Below are 1,497 nucleotides of genomic sequence, written 5' to 3'. Positions count from 1 at the left end.
TCATCCGAGATCAGGGGCTTCGCCATGACCGGCAGATCGGCGCAGCCTTGCCGCTTTTCCAGGTTTTGAAAGGCGCTTGCTCTGTTGAGACCTTTCTGGCCGGGTGGAGTTGCCCCCATCAAACCGGACACGGGGCTGGTTGAGACTGGGCACGGATGAACTCACGGGGTGAGCGCATCCGCGAGCCTTTATGGGGGTGGGCCTCGTTGTAGTCCTCGATCCAGGCCGGGATCTGCTGGAGGACGGCAGCGGCATCGGGTCGGGGATGAATGCGAGCGTAGTCGCGCTTGAGGGTCTTCACGAACGCCTCGCTGACGCCATTGCTCTCTGGGCTGCGGACGGGCGTGAAACAGGCGACCAGGTTCAGCGCCAAGGCGAAGTCGCGCGTGTCGTGGGCGGCGTAGGCCGAGCCATTGTCGGCGAGCCACTGCACGGGGTGGAGCGCCCGGACAGCCGCGAACCGCCGCTCGACGCAGGCTAGCATGAGATCGCGGATCATCTCGCCGCGGATGCCGCCGGTGGTGGCGACCCAGGTCATGACCTCGCGGTCGTGGGTGTCGATGGCGAACGCCAGGCGGACAACTTCGCCGTTCCAGCACGGGATCTCCAGCCCGTCGGAGGACCAGCGCAGGTTCGATGCCGGGGCGACCACCGTGCCCTCGTGGGCCCGGATCGGCCGCCCAGTGCTGTGGCGCTGCAGGAGCAATCCGCCCCGCAGCATCAGCCGATAGACGCGCTTGTGGTTCAGGGGCTCAGCCCCCGAGGCCTGGCGGGCGCGGTTCAACAGGGCTGTGATCCGGCGGTAGCCGTAGGTGGGCCGAGCATCGGTAAGCTGGCGGATGGCCGCGAGCAGCTCGTCATCGCCTTGACGCCGATAGCAACCCTGGGGCTTTGCAGGGCCGCGGAGCTGCTCGACCAGGTTGGAGCGGGCCACGCCCAGGGTGCCAGCGACGGTCTTCACCGGGAACCGCCCGGTCGCGGCGACGGCAACTGCCAGGGGGGCTTTTTCCCCCGGGCGGCGCTCAACGCCTCCCGCAGGATCTCCACCTCCATGGTCTTGCGCCCCAGCAGGCGCTCCAGGTCACGGATGCGGCCCTCTAACTCGCGCAACCGCCCCGCGGCCACCACTTCGTCGTCGGCCTGGATCGCGGCCCTGCCGCCCTCGCTCATGCGCCGCCTCCATCCGAACAGCAGGCTCGGCGAGACGCCATGCAGGCGGGCCAGGGCCGAGACCGCCATCCCCGGCTGCATGGTCTCCTCGACCAGCCTGAGCTTCTGCTCGGCACTGTAGCGACGTCGCCGCTCACGGCCGGTGATGATTTCAACGCGCGTCGGATCGTTCGGCATAGGCGTATGCCCAGGCGTAAGCCTAGGCCCTCGCGGCTACGCCCCATGTCCGGTCGAAATGGGGGCCGCTCCACCGGGATCTGAGGATCATGAGGTTGTGGGTGAGGACGCGCAGGATGAGCTCGCGCTGCTGAGCCTGGTGTCCGCGCG

At 68.3% G+C, this 1,497-nt stretch carries 1 protein-coding gene; it reads right to left on the bottom strand.

Going from position 1 to position 1,497, the window contains the following annotated elements:
* Window positions 1-118: 118 nt before the first annotated feature.
* Window positions 119-1,347, bottom strand: a protein-coding gene (locus tag D2K64_RS23535; RefSeq protein WP_120010838.1) for an IS3 family transposase whose coding sequence is annotated in 2 segments (ribosomal slippage) — window positions 119-1,002 and window positions 1,002-1,347 — 1,230 coding nt in all. Because the reading frame shifts where the segments join, the coding sequence is not laid out codon by codon here.
* Between the last annotated feature and the right edge of the window lie 150 nt (window positions 1,348-1,497).

The organism is Teichococcus vastitatis (genome assembly GCF_003604215.1).
In the GTDB taxonomy this organism is placed as follows: domain Bacteria; phylum Pseudomonadota; class Alphaproteobacteria; order Acetobacterales; family Acetobacteraceae; genus Pseudoroseomonas; species Pseudoroseomonas vastitatis.
The sequence above is the reverse complement of the archived record's forward strand: the minus strand, read 5'-3'. Positions and strand labels throughout refer to the sequence as shown.